The sequence below is a fragment of the Flavobacterium praedii genome (assembly GCF_026810365.1).
GTDB classification, from domain to species: Bacteria; Bacteroidota; Bacteroidia; order Flavobacteriales; family Flavobacteriaceae; genus Flavobacterium; species Flavobacterium praedii.
This window is the reverse complement of the sequence record NZ_CP113948.1, coordinates 1,945,589-1,968,480: the sequence shown is the minus strand read 5'-3', so window position 1 is coordinate 1,968,480 and position 22,892 is coordinate 1,945,589. Positions and strand designations below refer to the sequence as shown.

At 32.8% G+C, this 22,892-nt stretch carries 16 protein-coding genes; 7 read left to right on the top strand and 9 right to left on the bottom strand.

Annotation, left to right across the window (positions count from 1 at the left end):
• The first annotated feature begins 20 nt into the window (after positions 1-20).
• From OYT91_RS08350 to OYT91_RS08340, 3 genes are all read left to right on the top strand, one after another.
• Complete coding sequence (locus OYT91_RS08350) at positions 21-1,634, top strand: S8 family peptidase (RefSeq protein ID WP_281240278.1); 1,614 nt, start codon at positions 21-23, stop codon at positions 1,632-1,634.
• Positions 1,635-1,736: 102 nt separating this feature from the next.
• Positions 1,737-2,681, top strand: a complete 945-nt coding sequence (locus tag OYT91_RS08345; protein WP_281240277.1) for an NAD(P)H-dependent flavin oxidoreductase — start codon at positions 1,737-1,739, stop codon at positions 2,679-2,681.
• A 36-nt stretch (positions 2,682-2,717) separates the two neighbouring features.
• The gene (locus OYT91_RS08340) at positions 2,718-3,131 is read left to right on the top strand and encodes a hypothetical protein (RefSeq protein ID WP_269222195.1); all 414 of its coding nucleotides are present in this window, start codon (positions 2,718-2,720) and stop codon (positions 3,129-3,131) included.
• 8 nt (positions 3,132-3,139) lie between these two features.
• On the opposite strand, the gene OYT91_RS08335 is transcribed toward OYT91_RS08340, so the two are convergent.
• Positions 3,140-3,916 (bottom strand): methyltransferase domain-containing protein, encoded by a 777-nt coding sequence (locus OYT91_RS08335; RefSeq protein WP_281240276.1) that lies wholly within the window; start codon positions 3,914-3,916, stop codon positions 3,140-3,142.
• Between the two features lie 406 nt (positions 3,917-4,322).
• On the opposite strand from OYT91_RS08335, the gene pafA reads away from it, so the two are divergent.
• Positions 4,323-5,939, top strand: a complete 1,617-nt coding sequence (gene pafA, locus OYT91_RS08330; RefSeq protein WP_281240275.1) for an alkaline phosphatase PafA — start codon at positions 4,323-4,325, stop codon at positions 5,937-5,939.
• Between the two features lie 116 nt (positions 5,940-6,055).
• Here the strand turns inward: pafA and OYT91_RS08325 are convergent, their stop codons facing one another.
• The 4 genes from OYT91_RS08325 to gltB all read right to left on the bottom strand — a co-directional run bounded on the left by OYT91_RS08325 (position 6,056) and on the right by gltB (position 14,621).
• Complete coding sequence (locus tag OYT91_RS08325; protein WP_269222198.1) at positions 6,056-6,772, bottom strand: hypothetical protein; 717 nt, start codon at positions 6,770-6,772, stop codon at positions 6,056-6,058.
• Between the two features lie 326 nt (positions 6,773-7,098).
• Complete coding sequence (gene lysA / locus OYT91_RS08320) at positions 7,099-8,322, bottom strand: diaminopimelate decarboxylase (RefSeq protein ID WP_281240274.1); 1,224 nt, start codon at positions 8,320-8,322, stop codon at positions 7,099-7,101.
• A 324-nt stretch (positions 8,323-8,646) separates the two neighbouring features.
• Positions 8,647-10,101, bottom strand: coding sequence for a glutamate synthase subunit beta (locus OYT91_RS08315; protein ID WP_281240273.1), 1,455 nt, complete (start codon positions 10,099-10,101; stop codon positions 8,647-8,649).
• 2 nt (positions 10,102-10,103) lie between these two features.
• Complete coding sequence (gene gltB / locus OYT91_RS08310; protein WP_281240272.1) at positions 10,104-14,621, bottom strand: glutamate synthase large subunit; 4,518 nt, start codon at positions 14,619-14,621, stop codon at positions 10,104-10,106.
• Positions 14,622-15,027: 406 nt separating this feature from the next.
• Here gltB and sucC point away from each other — a divergent pair, with 406 nt between their 5' ends.
• Entirely contained in the window at positions 15,028-16,221 is a 1,194-nt protein-coding gene (gene sucC / locus OYT91_RS08305) for an ADP-forming succinate--CoA ligase subunit beta (RefSeq protein WP_269222200.1), read from the top strand.
• A gap of 179 nt (positions 16,222-16,400) precedes the next feature.
• On the top strand, positions 16,401-17,966 hold the full coding sequence (locus OYT91_RS08300) for a protein adenylyltransferase SelO (protein ID WP_281240271.1): 1,566 nt from the start codon (positions 16,401-16,403) through the stop codon (positions 17,964-17,966).
• 428 nt (positions 17,967-18,394) lie between these two features.
• Here the strand turns inward: OYT91_RS08300 and OYT91_RS08295 are convergent, their stop codons facing one another.
• From OYT91_RS08295 to OYT91_RS08280, 4 genes are all read right to left on the bottom strand, one after another.
• Complete coding sequence (locus OYT91_RS08295) at positions 18,395-18,910, bottom strand: hypothetical protein (protein ID WP_281240270.1); 516 nt, start codon at positions 18,908-18,910, stop codon at positions 18,395-18,397.
• 12 nt (positions 18,911-18,922) lie between these two features.
• Positions 18,923-19,423 carry a COG3650 family protein gene (locus tag OYT91_RS08290; RefSeq protein WP_281240269.1) on the bottom strand — a complete coding sequence of 167 codons (501 nt, stop codon included), beginning with the start codon at positions 19,421-19,423 and terminating at the stop codon, positions 18,923-18,925.
• 16 nt (positions 19,424-19,439) lie between these two features.
• Entirely contained in the window at positions 19,440-20,057 is a 618-nt protein-coding gene (locus OYT91_RS08285) for a hypothetical protein (protein WP_281240268.1), read from the bottom strand.
• 154 nt (positions 20,058-20,211) lie between these two features.
• Entirely contained in the window at positions 20,212-21,858 is a 1,647-nt protein-coding gene (locus tag OYT91_RS08280; RefSeq protein ID WP_281240267.1) for an FAD-dependent oxidoreductase, read from the bottom strand.
• A 444-nt stretch (positions 21,859-22,302) separates the two neighbouring features.
• Here OYT91_RS08280 and OYT91_RS08275 point away from each other — a divergent pair, with 444 nt between their 5' ends.
• A complete protein-coding gene (locus OYT91_RS08275; RefSeq protein ID WP_281240266.1) occupies positions 22,303-22,455 on the top strand; it encodes a hypothetical protein in 153 nt (50 codons plus the stop codon).
• The last annotated feature ends 437 nt before the right edge of the window (positions 22,456-22,892 follow it).

Here is a 22,892-nt window from a genome sequence, read left to right as displayed (position 1 = left end):
ACCTTAGTATTGAACATGGCATGAAAAAAATACTTTTTTTTATTTTATTCTTTTCTTGTTTTGTTGGGTATTCCCAAGAAGATGCTTGGGTATATTTCAACGCCAAAAATAATTCTCAAGCTTATTTAGACAATCCTTTATTAATGCTTTCGCAAAAGGCAATTGATCGAAGAGTTAGACAAAATATTCCTTTAGATTCCAAAGATATTCCTATTGATATAAATCTTATTAATCAAATAAAATGGGCTACAGGAATTGTCGTTATGGCACAATCCAAATGGCTTAATGCTTTGCATATTAGAGGGAGCATATCCGATATTAACTCTTTGAAATCGTTATCCTTTGTTAATAAAATCGATTTTGCGAATAAAGTACTTAATTCTACAGGGAAGAATACAGTTGTTTTTAAAACAAAGGCCGTAAATAAAGCATTGGAAACTAAAGTTGATTTCGCTTATGGTAATTCTGCCAATCAAATTCAAATGCTTCATGGTGATGTGTTGCATCAACAAAATTATACTGGCTTAGGTGTAGTTATTGCTGTTATAGATGCTGGTTTTCCTGGAGTAAATACAACTCAACCCTTTCAACGATTAAGAGATAATAATCAAATATTAGGAGGGTATGATTTTGTGAATCGAAGTCCTAATTTTTATTCGGGTAATTCTCATGGCTCAATGGTTTTGTCTTCAATGGGAGGCTATAAAGAAAATTCTTTGGTTGGGACAGCTCCAGATGCTTCGTATTATTTGTTTCGAACAGAAGATGCTGTATCCGAAAACCCAGTAGAAGAATCCTATTGGGTAGAAGCGGCAGAGAAAGCAGATAGTTTGGGGGTAGATGTCATTAATACTTCTTTGGGTTATTTTGATTATGATAATTCATCATACAGTCATACCTATAATGAAATGGATGGTAAAACTGCTTTTATAACTAGAGGAGCCGATATTGCTTTTTCTCGAGGAATGATTGTAGTGGTGTCTGCAGGAAATGAAGGAGCAACCACAAATCCGCATATTGCTGCTCCCGCAGATGGTGTTTCAGTACTCACCATTGGTGCAGTGAATGCTACCAAAACAGTTACTGGTTTTAGTTCCATTGGCCCTTCGTATGATGGGCGAATAAAACCAGATGTAATGGCGCAAGGTCAATTGGCTGTTTTATCTGATCCTTCCGGCAATATTATAACTGCAAATGGGACTTCTTTTTCCAGTCCAATTACAGCGGGATTGGTAGCCAGTTTGTGGCAAGCTTTTCCCAACAAAACCAATGCTGAAATTAAAGATTTAATTATAAAATCAGCAGATCGATATGCTAGTGCAAATAATCAATATGGGTATGGAATTCCTGATTTTAGTTTGGCTTTGTCCAATGGTTTAAAAGTAACTGAGTTTACAAATAAAGATTTTTTTGTTTATCCAAACCCAATTTCAGATTTAGGTACAATTTCTTTTTCTGGAAATTTTGACTCAGGAATTATTCGTGTTTTTACTTTGTTGGGACAAAAAATTATGGAACAAAATATCAGCAAAACTGCATCGTCAATTTCTTTGAAAATATTTCAAAACGGAATCTATATTTATGAATTGGAATGTAATGGAACCATAACTACCGGAAAACTAATAAAACAATAAGTTTGATTTTTTACGAAAGGAGTGTGTCAGTAAATTGGTGGCATACACCCGTGAAGATATGTGAATTGCATATGATTCATAAAAATCAATAAATAGCTTCTTATGAATAAAATTACAAATCTTTTTAACATCAAATATCCAATTATTCAAGGCGGAATGATTTGGAATAGTGGTTATAAATTAGCAAGCGCCGTTAGTAATGCTGGAGGGTTAGGTCTCATAGGTGCTGGGTCTATGTATCCTGAAGTATTAAGAGAGCATATTCAAAAGTGTCATAAAGCAACAAATAATCCCTTTGGAGTAAACGTTCCGATGTTGTATCCAAATGTTGAAGAAATAATGAAAATTATTATTGACGAAGGAGTGAAAATTGTGTTTACGTCAGCCGGTAATCCTAAAACGTGGACTCCTTTTTTGAAAGAAAATGGAATAACCGTAGTTCATGTAGTGAGTAGTTCGGTATTTGCATTAAAAGCTCAAGACGCTGGTGTAGATGCTGTTGTAGCCGAAGGTTTTGAAGCCGGTGGTCATAATGGTAGAGAAGAAACGACTACGCTGACTTTAATTCCGATGGTAAAAGAAAAGATTTCAATTCCTCTTATTGCTGCTGGTGGAATTGCAACGGGTCGTGGTATGCTAGCTGCTATGGTTCTCGGGGCTGATGGTGTGCAGGTAGGGAGTCGATTTGCTGCTTCTGTTGAATCTTCGGCGCATGAAAATTTCAAAAAAACTATTATTGAGGTTCAAGAAGGAGGAACACAATTGACATTAAAAGAACTGGCTCCTGTTCGTTTAATCAAAAATAAATTTTATCAAGATGTGCAACAACTATATGAAAAATGTCCAACTAAAGAAGATCTGATTGCATTATTAGGGAGAGCTAGAGCCAAACGCGGCATGTTTGAAGGAGATCTGAAAGAAGGAGAATTGGAGATTGGCCAAATTGCAGGGTTAATTAAAGATGTTTTGCCTGCAAAAGAAATAATTGACAAAATGATAGCCGAATTTGAGCAAGCAAAGAGTGAAGTAGTTTTATTTGATTTTTAAAATAGTTACCTTTGTTTTTATACAAATTTTCAGATAATGAATAAGTTAAAAATTGGATTTATAGTGTTGTTTCTTTTTATCGGATTGAATCAAAGTTTTGGTCAAACTTACAAATTTAAAACAACGGGATTGAGTGTAGCATTGAAAGAAGCTAATGGTAAATTTGGAGATTGGAGCGAATTAAAGTTGGTGAATATTTTGATCAATTTAGACACCAATAAAAATAGATTTGTTATTTATTCTGAAGTAATTCAGCTTTTTGAAATCATAGATTACTTACCTGAAGAAAATACAAATACGGATTTAATTTATTCTTTTGTCTGTAAAGATACAAATGGTGAAGATTGTAGTCTTTCAATTATTACTAGGAAAAATCAAGAAAATAGAAAACAGTTGTATATCAAATATGAAGATAGAGTACTGGTTTATAATATTGTTAATTTTGAATAGGTTGTATTTTATTTTTTAATTCTAATTTGCATAGCATAATTATAGGGATCAAGCAGATAAAAATCTATTTTTTTTGGACTTACAAAAGGTAAATAGGTTTTAATTTTTTTTTCAGTAAAACGTTGTGACCAAAAATTTTCTTTGGTAGCTATAAAACTATCATTTTCGTTTGTAATTATCTTCATTCCCATTCTAATATACGATTGCTCTTGTTTTTTTCGGGTGTTATCATTGTCAATATAACAGGCGCCAAGAATTATTTCTCCGTTTTTATGAAGCAATGAATATGCTTTTGAAAAAATATTCGTAAATTTTTCATTGTGGGATAAGTCTAATCTGGTACAGTTGTCATTGTATTTATCGAATGCAAAACTATCAGGATAAAAATTGCCAGGTGTAAACCATGTGCAAATAATCACATCGTATCTTTTGCTTAATTGGTCTAAATGGGTAGCTTCAAGTAGATATATTTTTAATTTGTCTTCAATTTGTAGTTCTTTAGCAGTGTCTTTAGCTAATTTTATGCAAGTTTCAGCATTATCTGTCCCATCATAATGTTCAATCATCTGCCACATTTCGGGAATTGCACTCAAGTGACGTGCAATTCTAGCATTTCCTATTCCGATGTCTAATAGGGTGAGTGGACTTCCTTTTTTTTGATATATTTCTGCGATGGCTTTTTTGAGTGCTGTAAATTCAGCCCATTGTGCTTGTAATAAATCATCGGACAGATACTTGTCGTTAAATGATTTTTGAACCGTATTTTCGTTGTCGTACATATTCATAATCAGTGTTTTAATTATCAAATTTAACATATTTATTTTTATAAATAGAATATAGAATAATGTAATGGTATTAATTAAAGTGAGTATTTTAATGTTGTCTCTCTTTTTTTTATTTTAAAATTAAGAAGACAAAAGTTCTAGTTTTAAACAAAAGTTCTAGGTCGCAGTGAGCGTGAGGGATAAAAATAAGCTACCGAAGTAGCATGGTTAGCCCGACCGTATTTGAGAAAGAGGCCGAATGAGCGCATAGTAAAATTGGCCTCTTTTTCAAATGGGGTCACGCCCTTATGATTTTGATGATTTACTATTTTTTGATTAAGAATAGATTAAATAATTGCATTGCTTGTTGCGTTTTTTCTTTTTTTAAAGGATAAAGTGTATTTTTGTGTACTATATAAAATGTAATATGAGAAAAATTGTTTTGTTTTTAGTATTTGTTTTTTCAATTCAAGGTCAAGCACAACAGCGTCCTAAATTGGTTGTTGGTATTGTTGTCGATCAAATGAAAATGGAGTATTTGTATCGCTTTTCGGATGACTTTTCAACTAAAGGTTTTAAAAGGTTAATGGATAAAGGCTTTACTTTTTATAACATGAATTATAATTACGTTCCCACATTTACTGCTCCAGGGCATGCATCTATTTATACTGGGACAACTCCTGCAACACACGGGATTATTGGTAACGATTGGTACATTCGTTCAATTGGGAAAAGTATGTATTGTACAGATGATGCTGGTGTGAAGACGCTAGTTGAAGGTACAGAAAAAGAGGGTGCAATGTCTCCAAAAAATCTTTTGAGTACTACTATTACTGATGAATTGCGTATGGCGACAAATTTCAAAGGGAAAGTCATTGGTTTGAGCATCAAAGACCGTGGTGCTATTTTGCCTGCGGGTCATTTTGCTAATTGGGCATTTTGGTATACAAAAACAGGTTCGTTTATTTCTAGTTCTTTTTATGGAGATAAAATGCCAAATTGGGTAACTGATTATAATAATGAAAAAACATATATGAAATATGTTGAGAAAGGTTGGAATTTGTTGCGTCCTCTAGATACCTACAATGAAAGTCTTCCTGATGATAATCCTTATGAAGGAAGATTAGATAAAACTACAAAACCTGTTTTTCCTTATGATTTGAATAAAATATATAAAGAAAATGGATTAGAAGTTATAAAATCTACTCCATTTGGGAATGATATATTAGCTGATTTTGCCATGAGAGCTATTGATAAAGAAGAATTAGGAAAAGATAATATTACAGATTTCTTGACAGTAAGTTTTTCTTCAACAGATTATGTAGGACATACTTTTGGACCTAGATCTATGGAAATTCAAGATACTTATTTGCGTTTGGATCTTACAATTGCTACATTTTTGGATTATTTGGACGCCACTGTTGGAAAAGACAATTACTTACTTTTCTTAACTGCTGATCACGCAGTTGCCGAAAACCCAATTTATTTGAATGATCATAAATACAATGTTACTAATGTTCCAGCGAAAGATATTTTTAGTTCTTTGAGCAAGTTTTCAACAGATACATATGGAGTTAATTTAGTTTTGAATTACTCTAACTTTAATGTTTATTTAGACAGGGATGTTATAAAGGACAAAGGGTTGGAATTAACAAAAGTGAAGCAAAGTTTTAAAGACTTTTTGATGACCCAAGTACAAATAAAAAGAGTCTATACTCAAGAAGAGATTTTGGCCGCTACAGGACAAGATTATTATCTAAATTTTATTTTTAAAGGTTATGATCCAAAGCAAAATGGAGATCTTGTTATTCTTGAAGGTACTGGATATTTAGAAAGTATTGCTACAGGAACTACACATGGAACTCCTAATAGTTATGATACGAATGTACCATTACTTTTTTACGGCTGGAATGTCCCTATTGGTGAATCCTATAAAAAAGAATACATTACAAAAATCGCTCCTACGCTTTCTAAAATGTTAAAAATTACTTTTCCTAATGGTACAGAAGCTGAAGTTCTGGAAGAACTTCTAGTGAAAAAATAATCCAGTAATTTTGAAAACCAAAAACCCATTCTAATTGTAGAATGGGTTTTTTTATTGGAGACAATAATAGAAACTCTTAGTTGGTCTATATTAAAATTCTCGTATATAATTTGTTTCTATTTTAAAATGGTAGCGTCTTCTATAAGAACATCATATTTATAGCCTGCTCCTAGGTCTTTATTTAAAACAACAGTACCTTTAAAAGTAACAATTTCATCCACTTTTACTTTGGATAAAGTGGTTATGGTAATATCATTTATTCCATTGAAGCTTGATCCGTCTTGCATGTGTATCCAGTTTTTTGACATAATCTCTGGCATAAATTTCACCACTTTACCTGTTAAAATAACCGTTGTGCCAGCTAATTTGTCTTTTTTAGAAAACAAATCATATAATGATATTGCCCCTTTGGCTAAAGTAATTCCTTTAGATAATTCTGTTTTAGTTACTTTCTTCGTTTTATCTTCCTGTGGAATTGTACTTGCTTGGATTATAGACGGATCTATTAATCCTTCTACAAAAAATACAGATTCAAAAGTTCTTTTTAAATCTTTGCTCTCAAATTTTTTCATTTCCATTCCGCCTTCATACTCATAAGTTTTTCCGATTTTCACCTCTGCTTTTGGAATTGCTATCCAATATTCTTTGTTTTCTTCGGTTACTAAAGCATAAGTATATGCTGTTGCATTTAAAATTTCTTTTACTACAATTTTGTGCGAATTTGAAGTTTCAATTTTCTTTATTGGTTCTGGATTTTCATTATTAGGTTTACATTGTATGAAAGTCATAAGTGTTACGATACCTGTAACGCTCCAAATTATAAATTTTTTCATTTTTAAATTATTTAGGTTTCTATGTAAAACTAATTAATTTAAAGTGTAATAAATATGATATAACTCAATTTTTTTAAATAAATAAGAAGAAGTTTGTAAAATCTGAATTTTAAACAATGCGAATAGTATTTACGTTATAAAATAAACATATTGCATTTCAAGTAGCTAGGGTTTATGCCATTTTAGGAAGGATGAGAGAAAGTATTAGTATAGAGATATTTGTTTGATTTTAAAATAGTTGACTATTGTAGTATGTTTTAATTAGTTTTTGTATCACTGATTAAAAAAAAACCCACTCAAATTTGAATGGGAATCTTATATATTTTTTAAACTGTAGCGTTAACTTCTACAGGCAATGGAATTTGATTTTGAAGCAAGTCTTCAAATTTTTCATGTGCTCTTATTAAATAACCTTTTCCATTCATCCACAAAACCTCTGCAGGTTTGTATCTGGAATTGTAATTAGAAGACATTGAAAAACAATAAGCTCCTGCATTGCGGAAAGACAAAATATCCCCTTCTTTTATTTCTGAAATTCTTCTGTTTGTTGCAAAAGTATCAGTTTCACATATATACCCTACAACAGAGTAGAAACGCTCTTTTCCTTTTGGGTTTGAGATATTTTCGATAAAATGTTGTGATCCATAAAGCATTGGTCGAATCAAGTGATTGAAACCGCTGTCAATACCTGCAAAAACCGTTGAAGTCGTTTGTTTTACGACATTAACTTTAGCCAAAAAGAAACCTGCTTCACTTACTAAAAATTTGCCTGGTTCAAAAATCAAGGTTAAATCTTTACCATATTCTACACAGAAAGCATTGAATCTTTTGGATAATTTTTTACCTAATTCATCAATGTCGGTAGCAATATCATCTTTTTTGTAAGGTACTTTAAAACCACTTCCAAAATCTAAAAATTCTAAATTTTTGAAGTTTTTAGCAGCGTCAAATAAAATTTCGGCAGCGTATAAAAATACTTCAATATCCAAAATATCTGAACCCGTATGCATGTGTATCCCTACAATGTTCATGTTTGTATTCTCTACGATACGAACTAAATGTGGTAATTGATGTACTGAAATACCAAATTTACTATCAATGTGTCCTACTGAGATATTGGCATTTCCGCCCGCCATTACGTGTGGATTGATACGTATACAAACTGGTACGTGAGGATGTTTTGCACCAAATTGTTCTAATATCGATAAGTTGTCAATATTGATCTGTACTCCCAAGGCATGTACTTCCTCAATTTCCTCTAAAGAAACACCATTTGGAGTGTAAAATATTTTTTCGGGAGCATAACCTGCATGTAATCCTAATAAAACTTCTTGAATAGAAACAGTATCTAGTCCAGATCCCATATCTCTCAATAATTGGAGTATAGCGACATTAGACAAAGCTTTCATGGCATAGTTGATGCGTAAATTAGGTACTTTAGAAAAAGCCTTCGTTAATCGATTATACTGAGATTGTATTTTTTCGGCATCATACACATAAAGTGGACTTCCAAATTGTTCTGCTAAGTGTAGTAAATCGTTTGCTTGCATCTTGTTATTGCTTATTATTTTTGACAAATTTATTATTCTTTCGTATTACGACCAAACAATTTGTTGTTATTTAACAAATTATAACAAATTGTTTAAAATACAACAAATAGTTCTTGTTTGTGCTTTTTTTTAACTTTTATTAAAAATCAGGTTTTGTGTTATTAATTTAGTATGCATGCCTATTAGTTGTGTGAATTCTGATTCGTTAACATTTATTTTATTAAATAATTAAAGTTTTAACAAATTTAGAATTTCGATAGGTTTTAAAAAACAAATCCCTTGATAAAAATGATATCAAGGGATTTTATAAAATTATTTCAATTGTTATAAACTAGGTAAGTCACCATTACCTTTTGTTGGTAAATTGGTATAACCCATCAAGTATAAATCAACTTCTCTAGCGGCTTCACGTCCTTCTGAAATTGCCCATACAATTAAGGATTGGCCTCTTCTCATATCACCTGCAGTGAAAATATGAGGTACATTAGTTTGAAATTTAGTTGCTTTATAATTGCTTCTGGCATCAATTTCTAATCCTAATTGTTCTGCAAGGGTTTTTTCTGGACCTGTAAATCCTAGTGCTAGTAAAGCCAAATCACAAGGCCAAATTTTTTCTGAACCTTCTTTTTCAATTAATTCAGGACGTTGGCCTGGTACGATTTTCCATTCTACTTCTACGGTTTTCAATCCTACAAGCTCTCCTTTTTCATTGGCAAGAAATTCTTTGGTATTAATCAACCAGTTTCTATTGCAACCTTCTTCGTGTGAAGAAGATGTTTTCAATTGTAACGGCCAAAAAGGCCATGGAGTAGATTCGCTTCTTCCTACAGGAGGTTTAGGCATGATTTCGAAGTTTGTAACCGATTTTGCTCCGTGTCTATTTGAAGTTCCCACACAATCCGATCCAGTATCTCCACCACCAATAACGATTACGTCTTTTCCAGTTGCCATTACTTGATCTTCGATTTTTTCTCCGTACAATACTTTAGTTTGTTGTGTCAAAAAATCCATTGCTTGAACAACACCTTTGCTATCAGCCCCTTTTGTAGGTAAACCTCTTCTTTCTGTAGCTCCACCGCATAATACGATAGAATCAAAATCGTTTAATTGGTCTACACTGTAGTTTACACCTACGTTTACATTTGTTTTAAAGGTTATCCCTTCTGCTTCTAAAACTTTTACACGTCTGTCTATAATTCCTTTTTCTAATTTAAAATTTGGAATTCCATATCGTAATAAGCCACCAATTGCGTTATCTCTTTCAAAAACTGTTACGGTATGACCGGCACGATTTAATTGTTGAGCTGCCGCCAATCCTGCAGGGCCAGAACCAATTACTGCTACTGTTTTACCAGTTCTTTTTTCTGGAGTTTGTGGTTTAATCCAACCTTCAGCAAAACCTCTTTCGATAATGTTTTTTTCAATATTCTCAATAGCAACGGGCTCTTTAATGATGCCTAATACACATGATTTTTCACAGGGAGCAGGACATAGACGACCTGTAAATTCAGGGAAATTGTTTGTTGATTGTAAAATACGCAAAGCGCTTTCCCATTCTTCTTGATGTACCATGTCATTAAAATCAGGAATTAAATTTCCTAATGGACAGGAGCTATGGCAAAAAGGAATTCCGCAATCCATACATCTAGAACCTTGTTCTTTGATTTTTTCTTTTGATAATGGAATCGTAAATTCATTATAATTTGATACTCTTTCTAGAACAGCAACGTTACTCTCGTCGGCTCTATTATATTCTTTAAATCCACCTATTTTACCCATGACTATTGTGCTATTAATTCTTCAATTTGCTTTTCTGCTGCCAATCTTTGCAATGCTTTTTTGTAATCAGTTGGCATTACTTTAATGAAATGTTTGCTTTCGTTTTCCCAATCTCCTAAAAGACGTTTTGCTAAAGGGCTATTGGTATACATTGAATGATTTCTGATCAAACGTCTTAATTTGTCTAAATCTTCTTCTTCCAATGTTTCTAGGGCAACCATTTCCATATTGCACAATCCATTTTCAAATTTCTTTTTGGCATCGTAAACGTAAGCAACACCTCCGCTCATACCTGCTGCGAAATTTCTACCCGTTTTTCCAAGAACAACTACAGTTCCACCAGTCATGTACTCACAACCATGATCTCCAATTCCTTCGACAACAGCGGTTGCACCAGAATTTCTAACAGCAAAACGTTCTCCTGCCATTCCATTGATATAAGCCTCACCAGTTATTGCGCCATAAAGAGCCACATTACCAATGATAATATTGTCTTCAGGAACGAAAGTAGCTGTAGGTGGGACTTTTATAATTAGTTTCCCTCCAGAAAGTCCTTTTCCTAAATAGTCATTACAGTTTCCGTGTATTTTAAACGATAATCCATTTGTTGCAAATGCACCAAAACTTTGACCAGCAGAACCTGTAAAATCAACAAGTATGGTATCATCTGGTAATCCTTGCGCACCATATATTTTTGAAATCTCATTACTCAAAATGGCACCAACTGAACGGTCAGTGTTTTTGATATCGAATGTGACTCTGGTTCTTTCTTTTCTATAAATAGAAGGAATAGCAGCTTTTATAATGTCAAAGTCAAGAACATTTTCTAATGCGTGATCTTGATTTGAAGTATTGTGGTTTGGTACCGTTTTTGCTTTTTCTGGTTTATAAAGGATGGTAGATAAATCCAATCCATTTGCTTTATAATGTTTAATCGCTTTGTTAACATTCAATTTTTGTGATTGTCCAACCATTTCTTTTAATGTTCTAAAGCCAAGTTGAGCCATGATTTCTCTTAATTCTTCAGCAATAAAGTACATGAAGTTGATAACATGTTCTGGAGTTCCTTTGAAATTTTTTCTCAATTCAGGATCTTGTGTCGCAATACCTACAGGACAAGTATTCAAGTGGCAAGCTCTCATCATGATGCAACCTGAAGCAACAAGAGGTGCAGTCGCAAAACCAAATTCTTCAGCTCCAAGCAAGGCAGCAATAGCTACGTCACGACCTGTTTTCAATTGACCGTCACATTCTAAAACTACACGACTTCTTAAGTCATTTAAGATTAAAGTTTGTTGTGCTTCCGCAAGTCCTAATTCCCATGGAATACCAGTATGTTGTAAGGATGTCAATGGTGCTGCACCAGTTCCTCCGTCATATCCTGAAATCAAGATAACATCCGCTTTTGCTTTAGCAACACCCGCAGCAATTGTTCCAACACCAACTTCGGCAACCAATTTAACGTTAACTCTTGCTTCACGATTGGCATTTTTTAAGTCAAAAATCAATTGTGATAAATCTTCAATAGAATAAATATCGTGGTGAGGAGGAGGTGAAATAAGACCTACATAAGGAGTAGAATTTCTTGTTTCAGCAATCCAAGGCACTACTTTTTCTCCAGGTAATTGCCCGCCTTCCCCAGGTTTTGCACCTTGAGCCATTTTTATTTGAATCTCTTGAGCATTTGTCAAATAGTTGATAGAAACACCAAATCTTCCAGAAGCAACTTGTTTGATAGCGCTATTTTTAGAGTCACCATTTAATTCTTTTTGGAAACGTTTTGGATTTTCTCCTCCTTCTCCAGAGTTAGATTTACCTCCAATTCTGTTCATAGCTATTGCTAGATTTTCATGTGCTTCTTGGCTGATAGAACCATAAGACATGGCGCCAGTTTTGAATTTTTTTACAATTTCGGTCCAAGGTTCTACTTCGTCAATTGAAATTGGATCCAAATTGTTAAATTCGAATAAACCTCTTATGGTCATCAAGTTTTCGCTTTGATCATTTACCATTTTAGAGTATTCTTTATAACTTTCTGGACTATTTAATCGAACCGCTTGTTGCAGTTTTGAAATGGTAGTTGGATTGAACATGTGTTTTTCGCCATTTCTTCTCCATCTGTAAATACCTCCAATTTCTAATGGCAGTAGGTTTGCAATTTCTGATTTTGGAAAAGCATTTTGGTATCTTTTCTTAACTTCTCTTTCAATTTCCATTAGACCAATACCTTCAATTCTAGACGGAGTATATGGGAAATATTTTGAAGTAAATGCTTTGTTTAAACCTAAAATCTCAAAAATTTGTGCCGCTCTGTACGAATGTAAAGTAGAGATACCAATTTTGTTCATGATTTTTAGAATTCCTTTTGCAATCGCTTTATTATAGTTTGTAATTGCATAATCAGCTTTTACACCTGTTATAAATCCTTCTTTAACTTGATTGTGGATGATTTCATTAACCATATATGGATTAATGGCACTTGCTCCGTAACCAAATAATAAAGCAAAATGATGTGGTTCACGTGGTTCAGCGGATTCGATTATGATTCCAAATTTAGAACGGACTTTTAAGATGTTTAAGGTGTGGTGAATATAAGAAGTAGCCAACAACATAGGTATTGGTGCTAATTCTTTAGTAACTCCTCTGTCTGAAAGTATTACAATGTTACATCCTTCTGATACTGCTTTGAAAGTGGCTTGCACGCATTTTTCTAAAGCACGTTCTAATCCATTAACACCTTTTTCTATTTTATATAAAGTAGAAATAGTAACCGATTTGAAGTCAGCATGGTCGATGCTTCTTATTTTGTCTAAATCCTCATTTGATATAACGGGATTTTGAATTTTAATTTTTTTACAGTGAATATCAGTGATGTCAAAGATGTTGTAATCTCCTCCAATTGCCAAACTGGTATCTGTAATTATTTCTTCACGAATACCATCCAATGGAGGATTGGTAACTTGTGCAAATAATTGTTTGAAGTAGTTGTACAATAATTGAGGTTGATCTGATAATATTGCAAGAGGAGTGTCGTTACCCATTGAACTCAATGCCTCATTGCCTTGGGCAGCCATTGGGTTGATAATGGTTTTTAAGTCCTCGATTGTGTAACCGAATAAACGTTGTCTGGTCTCAAAATCAATTTTCTCTGTTGGAATTGGATTATTGGTATATGGGATTTGAGCCAACTGCAATAGATTTTTATCAAGCCATTCTCTATAAGGGCGTTTAGTCACCACTGAATGTTTGATTTCTTCGTCTTCAATAATACGGCCTTCGTTCATATCAACAAGGAACATTTTTCCTGGTTCGAGTCTTCCGTGTTGTACAACATCTTCTGGTTTGATATCAAGAACACCAATTTCTGATGACATGATAACAAATCCGCTTTTAGTTAAAGTATAACGAGATGGACGCAATCCATTTCTATCTAATAATGCTCCAATTACATTTCCATCTGTAAATGGAATAGATGCAGGACCATCCCATGGTTCCATGATGCAAGCATTGTATTCATAGAATGCTTTCTTTTCGTCCGACATGGTTTTGTGTTTTTCCCATGCTTCAGGAACGACCATCATCATAACTTCCGGAAGAGAACGTCCGGTCATTAATAATAACTCAACCACCATATCCATAGAAGCGGAATCCGATTTTCCTTCTAATATAATTGGGAATAATTTTTTCAAATCTTCTCCGAAAACATCACTTTTCATCAATTCTTCACGAGCACGCATTCTGCTCACGTTTCCTCTCAAAGTATTAATTTCTCCATTGTGACACATATATCTAAATGGTTGTGCCAAATCCCAAGAAGGGAAAGTGTTTGTAGAGAAACGTTGGTGTACCAAAGCCAAACGGGTTACCAAATCGCTATCTAATAAATCAGTATAGTATCTGCTGATGTCTTCTGGCATCAATAGTCCTTTATATATAATAGTCGTAGTAGAACAACTTGAAAAGTAAAACATATGACTTTCCGAAGTTCTAGAATTACGAATGGTATGTTCTGCTATTTTCCTAGCCAAGAATAATTTGGCATTGAATTGTTGTTCGGTAATATCCAAGCCGTTTTTACCAACAAATACTTGTTTAACGGTTGGCTCTTTTTCTGCTGCAATTTGACCTAAATTAGAAACATCCACAGGAACGTCTCTCCATCCTAAAATAGATAGGTTTTGATCTTTTATTGCATTTTCAAAACTAGTTTTACAAAAATCTACTTGATTTTGGCTTTTAGGCATAAAAACCATTCCTACTGCATATTCCCTTACTTCCGGAATTTCAAAATCACAAACCTTCTTAAAAAAAGCATGTGGGATATCAAATAAGATTCCGGCACCATCTCCAGTTCGTCCATCAGAGCTAACTGCTCCACGATGTTCCAACTTTATAAGGATGTCTAGAGCTTTATGGATAATGTCATTAGACTTAATTCCGTTCAAATTACAGATAAATCCGGCGCCACAGTTGTCGTGTTCAAATTCGGGTAAATAAAGGCCTTGTTCTTTAACTCTCATGCTTGATATTTTTTTTACAAAATTAAATATTTCATAACATATATGGAATGAATACGTCGTTTAGGTTATATTTTTGCTATAAAAGTAAAAAAATCATGTATAAATGATAATAATATTGATTTTACACTTCGGAATTGATATATCGTCAAAAAAACAAAACTCAAAATTTTAAAACCTTCATATTTTGTAATAAATATAGTGCTATACTTTTTTGAGGTGATTATTATAACAAAATTTCATTTTATTTTTAAAATTTACTCCCTACATCGATTGAGTGGTTGAAATAATTAAATTTTACTCAATTAATTTTATTATAATTAAAAATAATTTCAATTAAATTAAATTTTGCTATTTTTGTCCCACTTTTATTCTGAAATAAATTCAGAATCCAGACAAATTCTATATTATGAACATACACGAATATCAAGGAAAAGAAATTTTAGCAAGTTACGGAGTTCGCATTCAACGCGGAATTGTGGCTAATAGCCCTGTAGAAGCTGTTGCTGCTGCAAAACAATTAACTGTAGAAACGGGTACAAGTTGGTACGTTGTAAAAGCACAAGTACACGCTGGTGGACGTGGTAAAGGTGGTGGTGTGAAATTGGCCAAAAACTTAGATCAAGTATTGGAGATTTCAGAGCAAATCATTGGTATGCAATTGATTACGCCTCAAACTTCTGCTGAAGGTAAAAAAGTACACAAAGTATTAATTGCTGAGGATGTTTACTATCCTGGCGAAAGTGAAACTTCAGAATTTTATGTGTCTGTTCTTTTGAATAGAGCTACAGGTCGTAATATGATTATGTATTCTACTGAAGGTGGAATGGATATTGAAGAAGTGGCAGAACATACTCCACATTTAATATTTACAGAAGAAATAGACCCAGCTGTTGGATTACAAGGTTTTCAAGCTAGAAGAATTGCTTTCAATTTAGGACTTTCTGGAAATGCTTTTAAAGAAATGACTCAATTTATCACTTCTTTATACAATGCATACATCGGTTCAGATGCTTCTATGTTTGAAATCAACCCAGTTTTGAAAACATCTGATAATAAAATAATGGCTGTAGATGCTAAAGTAAATATCGATGATAATGCTTTATACAGACAAAAGAAATATGCTGATATGCGTGACATTCGTGAGGAGAATCCAATCGAGGTTGAAGCAAAAGAAGTAGGATTGAACTACGTAGATCTTGACGGTACTGTAGGATGTATGGTAAATGGTGCAGGTCTTGCTATGGCAACTATGGACTTAATTAAGTATGCTGGTTTTGAACCTGCAAACTTCCTTGACGTAGGTGGAACTGCAGATGCAAAACGTGTAGAAACTGCTTTCCGTATCATCTTGAAAGATCCAAACGTAAAAGCAATTTTGATTAATATTTTTGGTGGAATTGTTCGTTGTGACCGTGTAGCACAAGGAGTTGTTGATGCTTACAAAAATATGGGTGATGCAATAAATGTTCCAATCATTGTTCGTTTACAAGGTACAAATGCTGCAATTGCAAAAGAATTAATTGATAATTCAGGAATGCCAATTTTATCTGCTGTTGAATTTCAAGAGGCTGCAGATCAAGTTACAGCGGCGCTTTCTTAATTAGTACAATTTATATATTTATTTGAACCTGAGTGAAAGCTCAGGTTTTTTTGTTTTATATTTTTATAAATAAAATGATTTAGGTTATAAATTAAAATTATCATAAGAACCCTTTTATGTCTACGGTATCGAATATCTTTACGAAGACTATTACTAGTTTATATAAAAGCGTTTTTTCAATGAAACTTCACATACAAAATAATTTTACCGCCGAATTACCTGCTGATCCTATTGAAAACAATATACCGAGACAGGTTGAGCAAGCTTGTTTTTCTTATGTAGAACCCAAAAAGCCTTCGAATCCTTCTTTGATTCACGCGTCTGTTGAGGTTGCTGATTTTTTAGGATTGTCTAATGATGATATTCTTTCGGATGATTTTTTTAATACTTTTTCTGGGAATACGGTTTATCCAAACACCAAACCGTATGCTATGCCATATGCGGGGCATCAATTTGGGAATTGGGCGGGTCAATTAGGAGACGGTCGCGCCATTAATCTAACCGAAGTTACTCATAATAATAAGTTATATACTTTGCAATTAAAAGGAGCTGGTCCTACGCCATATTCCCGTACAGCAGATGGTTTTGCTGTATTGCGTTCCTCCATACGCGAGCATTTGTGCGCAGAAGCTATGCATTATTTGGGAGTTCCAACAACCCGTTCGCTTTCACTAATGCTTTCTGGCGATCAAGTATTAAGAGATGTAATGTACAATGGAAATCCCGCTTATGAAAAAGGAGCTATTGTTTGTAGAGTGGCACCTTCGTTTATCCGTTTTGGAAATTTTGAATTGTTTGCTTCCAGGAAAGATCATGGTACACTACAGTTATTAACCGATTATACTATTAAACATCATTTTCCAGATATTAAAAGTGAAGGTGTAAAAAAATATCTAGACTTTTTTCAAGCAGTAACTCAAACTACTCTAAATATGATTGTGCATTGGCAACGCGTGGGTTTTGTTCATGGTGTTATGAATACCGATAATATGTCGATTCATGGTGTCACTATTGATTATGGGCCTTATGGATGGTTGGAAGATTACAACCTCGATTGGACTCCCAATACAACCGATATACAACATAAAAGATACCGATTTGGTAATCAACCTGATGTTGCTTTGTGGAATTTGTATCAATTAGCCAATGCTTTGTACCCTTTGATTAATGATGCTAAACCTCTTGAAACTATTTTGAATGTTTTTGGCAGTGATTATCAAAAGGAGTATTTGAATATGATGCGTAATAAACTCGGATTAAAAACAGAAACTGAGGAAGATGCTATTTTAATCGAAAGTCTGACAGAACTGCTTCAATTGATTGAAACCGATATGACTATTTTCTTTAGAAATCTGGGCAATGTTCAAAAAGACGATAACGCAGAAGTTGCTTTGGATTGCATTAAAGATGCTTTTTATAATGAAAAAGAGGGTAACAAATCTGTTTTGGACAAATGGTATGCTTGGTTGAATCATTATACTGATCGAATCAAACAAGAATCATTTACGGATGTTGAAAGAAAAGCGCAAATGAATTTGGTAAATCCCAAATATGTATTGCGAAATTATATGGCTCAATTGAGTATTGATGCTGCAGATAAAGGTGATTATTCTTTGGTAAATGAACTTTTCGAATTGCTCAAAAAACCATATGATGAACAACCTGAAAGCCAAAAATGGTTTGCCAAAAGACCCGATTGGGCCAGAGATAAAGTGGGCTGTTCTATGTTAAGCTGTAGTTCTTAATTTGTTTTTGTTTTGCGAATTGTAAAAAAAATCGCTTAATTCTATAAACAACAGCATTTGTTTACTATTTTTCGACCATATAAGTCATATAAGTTTTCTTTTTTAAGAAAGCGCATAAAATTAAGTTCATTTAAGTCAAAGCTCGTAGTCGGATCAAGGGTTTTAACTTATATTCTCTTTAGGGTGCTCGCTTAAAGCACAGTAAAAAATAACTTATATGGCTTATATGGTTAAAATTTAATGCTGTTAATCATAGAATAAAGCCAAAAAAACAAAACCTGATTCAATCAGGTTTTGTTTGTGTTAAAATGAAAACCAAGCATAGGGTTCATTTTCAAAATCAAGTGCTCTTGGTAAGCCATCACCCGGAATCAACTTTAATTCTGGTAGGGTAGATGGGTTAGATGGATATGTTTTTCCATCGAATTTTACAATTCTATTTTTTCCTCCACTCCAAATGAATAAATCTTTCCATCCATTGGTTTTTTTGTGTCAATTATAATCGGGTTTCCTGATACTGAAAAAGTTGTGATAACATTTCCTTGGTAATCGAGCAAAAGGTGGGTACATCCGCCAGATCCACAAAAGTATGGGCCTCTTAAGCCTACAAGAATTTCATTTTTATCATCTTCTTTTAAATCATATTCAAAAAAGATAAATTTTTTGCTGAAATCATTAATAAAATTTTTCTTTAAATCTTCTTTGTAGCGATTATTTAAAGTTAATCGAACTAGTTCTGTAGTTTTTGGATTTGATGAATTTATACCATACTGATCTGCAGAAATTGAATCAGTTGGATCCGGATCAATCATTTTTTTGGATTGTAAAGTGTCTATCATAACTGCTGTTGAGTCTGAAATGGATTCATTAGCCTTAACTTCATTTTTGCAGGAATTCATTCCCAAAAAAGCAAGTAGCGAAATAAATGTAAATAGTTTTCTCATAGTTTTAAAAGATTAAAATTTATTTTTGGCTAACTCTGTTTCATTTAAAAACTTGTATTTACCTTCAATAATTTTTTTATTTACTTTTGGTGCTATAGAGGGATTAGTTGGGTATTTTGTACCGTTCCATGCCATTTTAGCAACACTTCCATCTCTATTTACGATATAAAGATTAGAATATTTTTTTGTTACTTCGGCTGATGCAGGTGCTCCAATATAGATGGGGAATTCTACCACGGTCATTTTAGTATTTAGTTTAAATGCATTGGTAAGGACTAACATTGTGCAACCTGCAGAACCACACCATTCACCACCAATAAGACCAACAACATATTCGTTTTTACCATCATCGTTGAGGTCTATCTCATTGTAAATAAAATTTCTGCTGTCTTCAGGTGTTGTCGGATAAGTAGTTTTTAAGAATTTTTTAATTGAACTAAGCGCATCGTCTTGAGCAGTTGCTAATGTATTTATTCCTAGGAATAAAACGGCTAAATAAAAGACTTTTTTCATGTTGTAAAATATTAAATTAAAATTCAATTGTTTGATCTATTACTAAAATTCTTGAGGCTTCTCCGTTGCGAAGTTTATACTGTATTTGTCGTGTTTTGCCTGTAGGTTTGCTAGTAGCCCCTTCTTCAGTATAAATAGGAAAGCGTTGTGCTAGAATTCCTTCTACGATTGCAAAATCGTCGTGTCCACTATAACCTTTACTTAATTTGGGGTCATCAGTAATATTAGGAATGCTGATATCGCTTACTGATTTTCCGTTATTTACAGAAAAGCCGTATGCTTTTGCATATTTGTTGCTATCATCGGAAATGGTGTAAACAAAAAGTTCTGGAAAAGTATCACTGTTCAAATCGCCTATTTCTGCGTTTGTGATTTTACCTTCAATTTTTCGCACTAAAGGCCTATTATCTATTGACAATCCGGTAGGAGTGATAGTCATTTGATTTCCAGTGACCGCTATTTTGAATGAAATTTTGTTTAAGCTCAGTTCTTTTGTAAAAGCAGGAACAGTATCTGTCTTTATTTCTGTAGAAACAATAGTATCAGAATTATTAATCTTTGGCGTTACTTCTGGTTTTTTATTGCAATTGTAAAATAAACATCCGCAAAGTATAGTTAAAATTACTTTTTTCATCTTTTTTAATTTTTTTATTTCATAGTAAATATAATAAAAAACAAGTGTAATCTATTTATAGTAAGTTATTTAAGATTTTTTAAGAGGCGTAATTTTATAAAAAATCTAATAATTAAACTTTAAAGCAGGTTTGTTTATTAGGTTAAAAAATCAATTAATTTTTATTTAATATCTGTCCTGATTCAAGCAGATGCACTTGTAGTTCATCATAAGAAACGTCTTGAACAAAACTTTTGTTTTTAATAGCTAAGCTTGCGATCTGAGAGGCTGATTCTGCTAAAATCATAAACACAGGCTCCATACGGATACTTCCGTAAGCTATATGGGAACTAGACAGACAAACGGGGACAATTAAATTAGAGCATTCCTGTTTTTTGGGCAATATTGCTCCCATGTCAATTGAATATGCTTCTGGGGTACGTACGCCAATATCTCCTTCATTTTCAATAAATCCTTTTTCAGTAACAAAACGTTGTGTATTATGTGAATCTAAACTATAGGATCCCATACCGATGGATCTTGAGTTGCTTTTTTTGCCTAAAACATCTTGTTCAGTCATTATATATTCTCCAATCATTCTTCTTGATTCGCGTATATATAATTGAAAAGGGAATCCTCCATTATCAACAAATTCATCTTTTGCATACCCCCATTGTCGCATTTTATTTTGTATTTTTTTAGGTATTCTTGGGTCAGTAGTAATAAAATAAAGCCAGCCTTTTTGATATAATTCATGTTCTTCGGCAATTTTTTTACGCTCTTCATAAGTAGCCTCGGGATAACTATAGTTCATACCAATATTATCAAAACTAAAAGGACCATGATTATTAGAATCCGTTTTTAGATTTGGTATTGCATCAAATTTTTTAAAAGTTTCATTCCATCCTGCTTTATACAAACGAACTAATAGTTCATAATCGAAAGGATTGTAAACTGTAGGTTTTGCAAACGGAATTTTATTTTTCGCTTTTTTTGTTAAACACAATCGATAACAATAGGCTTGAATCCGATTGTCACCTTCTCCATTTTTTTCTGAAGTTGTTGGTCCAATTTTTGGTAATAAACCTGAATTTTTATCCCCTTTAATTCGAAAAGGATCAATATGAAATTTGTGAAAGTTATGACTGTGTTGAAAAATGTTTTTTTGAACTCCATTAAAAGTTTCGTTATAAACCGTATTGGATTCTCGACCCACATGATATGTAACACCTGCTAATGCCATTAAATCACCTTCGTAGGTTGCGTCAATAAAAATTTTTCCGGTTATCTTTTTTCCGCTTAGTGTATAAAACGATGTTATTGTGTTATCTGTTTTTTCTAATTTTTGTTTTCTGTTTAGCCATTCGTTTCTAAGTATTTGTATATTATTTTCTTTAACAAGATCTTCGAAAATGGCTTCGGCTACATGGGGTTCAAAAAGCCACATTGTATTATCTTCTTTGTTCACGGCAGAATTTGATTGGGCTTTGCTTTTAAAACTTGATTTTTTTTGCCACTTCCATGCTGTATTTGATTGGTATTTTGAATATACTCTTTTATAAAAATCTTTTGCTAAGCCTCCAATTAAACGCGTGTTACCCGAGTCGGTGTAGCCCAGCCCAGAAGAAGTCATTCCTCCTAAATGAGTCTCAGGCGAGATTACCAGAACGGAATGTCCTAATTGTTTAGCTTTTACAGCAGCTATAATAGCTGATGATGTTCCGCCATAAATTACAATATCGGTATTATATACATTCTTAGTATTTGGTATTTGAGCTTTAAGGCTATAGCAAATTATAAAAAAGATAAAACACTTTTTCATGTTTATATTGAATTACAATATTTTTTATAAATAGATGTAAAATTATGAAATTCAGTAGATTAAAGTGTAAAAAAAAATAGTGACATTACTCTGCTTTGGGAAATATTATGAGTTTTATCTAAAACAGAATATTTTGTACAATTACTCCAAGTTAATGAAGGTTTTGTTTCGAATCAAAAAATTTTATCTAAATGACTAAAAAAATAGTATTTCTAAATCTCAATTTCCAAAATAAGTATCGTTTACTGAAATGAGTAAAAATATAGTAAATCCCAAAATGAAAGTTATTTATCCCAATGTGTATCAAAAAGGAATTTTTTGGCAATGTCTGTAGATATTAAAATTAAAAAAAAATGGTAAAAGAGGTCTTTTGATGACGATGAATTAATTTCGGTTGAGACTAAAATTTCTTATCCAGAAGTGGGTTAGTTTTTACAAAAATATGTGGTAAAAGGAGAAGAAATTGATTATAATCAATACTTGAAATTAGTTGGTGTTAGTGAAGTAATTGTGAAAACTCCTGTTATGTTTGCATTTGTAGTAGGCAAGAAACCTTATGTGAAAATCGATAAAGAAAATAATCAAGGAGTTGCATAGGTTCCAGATAATGAAAATGAATTTATTAATGCGATGGGGCTGCAAAATAATGACATTATACTAAGTATAAACGATGTGAAATTAGAAACTTCAGATCTGATGAGTATTTTTGGAGGCGTATATAAACAAAAGGAAGGAAAATCAATGGTTATAAAAGTAGATCGTAATGGGTAAAATATAATTAAGAGTAAAAGCAAAAATAAATTATGTAGATACATTAGGTTATATTTTTTTAAATCCATCTAAAATGGAATTAAGAGAAAAATGCTGGAAAGGATAATTTTTATATGAAAACTCAATAGAGTTTATTTATTTAGGATAATAGCTCAAAGAGATTGATAATATTTAAAAACACTTCAGATCTCAGTGAAGTTACTATTTGTGTTTTATAAATAATGGAATGTAAAAAAAATAAAATAAAAATGTTTATTAATAGA

Excerpts from the sequence above, each read along its gene's own strand:
- OYT91_RS08350 (WP_281240278.1), top strand. The coding sequence starts at position 21 with ATGAAAAAAATACTTTTTTTTATTTTATTCTTTTCTTGTTTTGTTGGG.
- OYT91_RS08345 (WP_281240277.1), top strand. The coding sequence starts at position 1,737 with ATGAATAAAATTACAAATCTTTTTAACATCAAATATCCAATTATTCAA.
- OYT91_RS08340 (WP_269222195.1), top strand. The coding sequence starts at position 2,718 with ATGAATAAGTTAAAAATTGGATTTATAGTGTTGTTTCTTTTTATCGGA.
- OYT91_RS08335 (WP_281240276.1), bottom strand. The coding sequence starts at position 3,916 with ATGAATATGTACGACAACGAAAATACGGTTCAAAAATCATTTAACGAC.
- pafA (WP_281240275.1), top strand. The coding sequence starts at position 4,323 with ATGAGAAAAATTGTTTTGTTTTTAGTATTTGTTTTTTCAATTCAAGGT.
- OYT91_RS08325 (WP_269222198.1), bottom strand. The coding sequence starts at position 6,772 with ATGAAAAAATTTATAATTTGGAGCGTTACAGGTATCGTAACACTTATG.
- lysA (WP_281240274.1), bottom strand. The coding sequence starts at position 8,322 with ATGCAAGCAAACGATTTACTACACTTAGCAGAACAATTTGGAAGTCCA.
- OYT91_RS08315 (WP_281240273.1), bottom strand. The coding sequence starts at position 10,101 with ATGGGTAAAATAGGTGGATTTAAAGAATATAATAGAGCCGACGAGAGT.
- gltB (WP_281240272.1), bottom strand. The coding sequence starts at position 14,621 with ATGAGAGTTAAAGAACAAGGCCTTTATTTACCCGAATTTGAACACGAC.
- sucC (WP_269222200.1), top strand. The coding sequence starts at position 15,028 with ATGAACATACACGAATATCAAGGAAAAGAAATTTTAGCAAGTTACGGA.
- OYT91_RS08300 (WP_281240271.1), top strand. The coding sequence starts at position 16,401 with ATGAAACTTCACATACAAAATAATTTTACCGCCGAATTACCTGCTGAT.
- OYT91_RS08295 (WP_281240270.1), bottom strand. The coding sequence starts at position 18,910 with ATGAGAAAACTATTTACATTTATTTCGCTACTTGCTTTTTTGGGAATG.
- OYT91_RS08290 (WP_281240269.1), bottom strand. The coding sequence starts at position 19,423 with ATGAAAAAAGTCTTTTATTTAGCCGTTTTATTCCTAGGAATAAATACA.
- OYT91_RS08285 (WP_281240268.1), bottom strand. The coding sequence starts at position 20,057 with ATGAAAAAAGTAATTTTAACTATACTTTGCGGATGTTTATTTTACAAT.
- OYT91_RS08280 (WP_281240267.1), bottom strand. The coding sequence starts at position 21,858 with ATGAAAAAGTGTTTTATCTTTTTTATAATTTGCTATAGCCTTAAAGCT.